A 3,303-nucleotide genomic window follows, 5' to 3' on the forward strand; every position below is an offset into this window, starting at 1 on the left:
GGCGGGAACGGGGGGCGCCGAGAGGTCACCGGCGGGCTCGGCCGGTGGGGTCCCGTCAGCGGGCGGCTCCGTGCTCCCGGCCGGTTCCGGCCCCTCGGCCTCCTCGTTCCCCTCCCCGTCCCCGGTGTCGTCGGTGTCCTCGGTTCCGTCCGGCGCGTCGTCCACGTCCAGGCCGAAGTCCCGGGCCAGACCGGCGAGTCCGGTGTCGTACCCCTGGCCCACCGCGCGGAACTTCCACCCCGCGCCCCGCCGATAGAGCTCCCCGAAGATGAACGCGCTCTCCGTGCCCGCGTCCTCGATGCCGAAGCGCAGCAGCGTTTCCCCGGAGCGGTCGGCGAGCACCATGCCCAGGCCCTCCAACTCCCCGAACCGCCCGCCGGCGTAACGGCTGGCCGCCAGGACGACCCGGTCCACGTCGGCCGCCATGTCGTCCAGGTCGATGCCGATCCGGTCCTCGCTGCCGTTGTCGGTCGGGGTCTTCCCCAGCAACTGCACGCTGTCGTCGGCCGCCGTGGGGTTGTTGTAGAAGACGAAGTCCGTGTCACCGCGCACGACGCCCTCGGCGTTCAGCAGCAGGACGGACACATCGGCGTCCTCGTCACCGGTGGGGCCGCCCCAGGTGAGGCCCACGAGGACCGAGCCGGTGTCCCCGCTCAGCTCCGTGAGCGCCACGTTCTCGCCCTTGACCATCTCCAGCATGTCGCCCCCCGGCGCGTCGTGTCCCCTCGGGCGCCGTTCCGGGGCAGCCCGAGCCACCGGGGATGTGATGCGGAACACACCCGGTGACGTGCGGAACCCTAGCCTCCGAGTCCACCGGCCCGGGGGTGAACGCCGGGATCGTGCCCCGGACGTTTCCGCCCCGGGAGCGGGCGGTGATTCCGGTGGGCGGGGGCCGCGGCCGGTGTCGGGACACCCCGGTACGGGTACCCGGACCTACCGGGACCGGGCGTGAACACCCCCCGTACGGGTGAACCGGGGACGGTGATCGGGAAAGGAGCACGGCATGGACGCCGAGGTGATCGTGGTGGGGGCCGGGCCCACCGGGCTGCTGCTCGCCGGGGACCTGGCGGCGGCCGGGCGGTCCGTGGTGCTGCTGGAACGCCGCCCGCCCGGGCTCTCCAACCTCACCCGGGCCCTGGCCGTGCACGCCCGCACCCTGGAGTACCTCGACGCGCGGGGCCTCGCCGACGAGCTGATCGACCGGGGCCGGCGGGTGTCCCGACCGCGCGGAATCGCCGGCATCGAACTCGACCTCACCGGGCTGCGCACCCGGTTCCCGTTCCTGCTGGTCACCCCGCAGTACGAGGTGGAGCGGCTGCTGGAGCGCCGGGCCCGGAAGGCGGGTGTCGACATCCGGTACGGCACCGGGGCGATCGGCGTGGAGCAGGACCCGGCGGCGGTGACGGTGCGGGTGCGCCGGGCCGGTTCCCCCGGGGACGGCGGGAACGGGGACGGCGGAGACGGCGGCGGCGCGACGGAGGATGCCCTGCGCGCCCGCTGGGTGGTGGGCACCGACGGCCACCGCAGCACCGTCCGCGAGGCGATCGGCCTGCCGTTCCCCGGGCAGACCTTCCCCGCCTCCCTCGTGCTGGCCGATGTCCGGCTCGCCGACCCGCCGCCGGGCCCGGTGCGGGCCGACGCCCGCGACAACGCCTTCGCCCTCGTCGCCTCCTTCGGCGACGGCCGGTACCGGGTGGTCGGCTGGGATCCGCGCAACGAGGTCCCCGAGGACACCCCCGTCGACCTCGACGAACTCCGGGAGATCACCCGCCGCGTGCTGGGCACCGACTTCGGCATGCGCGACGCGGAGTGGCTCTCCCGGCTGCGCAGCGAGGAGCGGCAGGTGCCGACCTACCGCGTGGGACGGGTGTTCCTCGCCGGGGACGCGGCGCACGTGCACTCACCGGCCGGCGGCCAGGGCATGAACACCGGGCTCCAGGACGCGGGCAACCTCTCCTGGAAGCTCGTCGCCGCGCTGGAGGGCCGCCCCGGCGCCGGGGACCTGCTGGACACCTACGACACCGAGCGGCACCCGATCGGCGCGTTGGCACTGCGCAGCAGCGGCGCCCTGCTGCGCGCGGCCCTGCTCCGTCCCGCGCCCGCCAGGGCCGTGCGCGACCTCGTCGTCCGGCTGTTCGCCGGCACACCGGCGCTGCGTGACCGGGGGCTGGGCCAGGTCACCGGCATCGGACTCGGCTACCGCGCGGAGCGGGGAGCGCACCCGCTGGTCGGCCGCCGGGCCCCCGACCTCGCCTGGGCCGGTGGCTCATCCGGCGGGTCGTCGGGCACCGCGGACGGGCCGTCCCGGCTGTACGAGGCGCTGCGGGCCGGCCGGTTCGTGCTGGTCACCCCTGCGGGGGAGGCCTCGCCGTTCGCCGGCACGCCGGACGCGGACCGGGTGCGCCACGTCCAGTGGGCCAACCCCCAGCGGCGCACCGCTCTGCTGATCCGCCCGGACGCCCACGTCGCCGGCGTCACGGAGGCCCGCGCCCCCGCCCGCCGGGCCGAGGAACTGCGCGCCGCCCTCACCCGCCGCGGCGGCGCGGGGTGAGGGGGACGAACGTCCCGGTCATCCCCGGCCGGGCTCGCCGAAGGGGATGCCGCCGATCCGGCCGCTCTGGATCACCGGCCCGTGCTGCACCCCGCCACTGATGGTGTTGTTCACCGTCCCCGGTCCGGCGCCGGTGTTCCCCTCGGGGGCGAGGTCCAGCAGGGACCGGAGTTCCTCGCGCGCCGACGGATCGACGCGCAACCGATCCAGCAGTCTCGCCCGTACGGCGGCGGTGATCTCCCGCACGACCGGATCGTCCCCGCTCACCCGTGCCGTCAGCAATCGGCTCCGGGCCGCGTCCAGTTCGGCGGAGGCGTCGGGCGGTCCCGGGCGGCGGGCCAGCAGTCGGGCGAAGCCGTCCCGGGCCAGGTTCCAGGCGTCGGAGAGCATCAGTTGCACCAGGCCGGCGGCGCCGGTGGCGGCGAGGGCCGTCAGTTCGTTGTCCACGGTGTTCTTCTCCCAAGGGGTGCGGGCCGGGGTCAGGGGTGTGGGGACAGAGGGAGGCCGGTAATGGGGTCGTCCCGCTCGTCCCCGTCGCTGCCCGGGGCGATGGAGTCCCCGGGCGGGGGGTCGAACCTTCTGATCAGGCGTTCGGCGGTCTCGTTCAGGCCGTTGTCGGAGAGGATCTTGGCGAACTGTCCGGTCATGAGCGCACGCCTGCCGTCGTGCTCGTCCAGCCCGAGCCCGTCGAGGAAGTCCTCGTAGTGTTCCGTCGGTGAGCGCCGGGGGTTGGGGAGGGGAGCGCCCGGGGT

General features: G+C 75.2%; 3 protein-coding genes and 1 pseudogene. 1 reads left to right on the forward strand and 3 read right to left on the reverse strand.

Translation table 11 applies throughout. The annotated features are described in order from the left end of the window. Nucleotides 1-699, reverse strand: a 699-nt coding sequence (locus FOE67_RS20695) for a TerD family protein (protein ID WP_182666343.1), incomplete at its 3' end; no start/stop codon positions are given. Nucleotides 700-1,003: 304 nt separating this feature from the next. On the opposite strand from FOE67_RS20695, the gene FOE67_RS20700 reads away from it, so the two are divergent. Beyond that, the gene (locus FOE67_RS20700; RefSeq protein ID WP_182666344.1) at nt 1,004-2,551 is read left to right on the forward strand and encodes an FAD-dependent monooxygenase; all 1,548 of its coding nucleotides are present in this window, start codon (nt 1,004-1,006) and stop codon (nt 2,549-2,551) included. 18 nt (nt 2,552-2,569) lie between these two features. Here FOE67_RS20700 and FOE67_RS20705 read toward each other — a convergent pair whose 3' ends face one another. Together FOE67_RS20705 and FOE67_RS20710 are read right to left on the reverse strand one after the other, a co-directional pair. After that, nucleotides 2,570-2,998 carry a hypothetical protein gene (locus FOE67_RS20705; protein ID WP_182666345.1) on the reverse strand — a complete coding sequence of 143 codons (429 nt, stop codon included), beginning with the start codon at nt 2,996-2,998 and terminating at the stop codon, nt 2,570-2,572. A gap of 32 nt (nt 2,999-3,030) precedes the next feature. Then, nucleotides 3,031-3,303: pseudogene (locus FOE67_RS20710) on the reverse strand (hypothetical protein); the annotation flags it as partial.

It is taken from the genome of Streptomyces calidiresistens, assembly GCF_014141525.1.
GTDB classification, from domain to species: Bacteria; Actinomycetota; Actinomycetes; order Streptomycetales; family Streptomycetaceae; genus Streptomyces; species Streptomyces calidiresistens.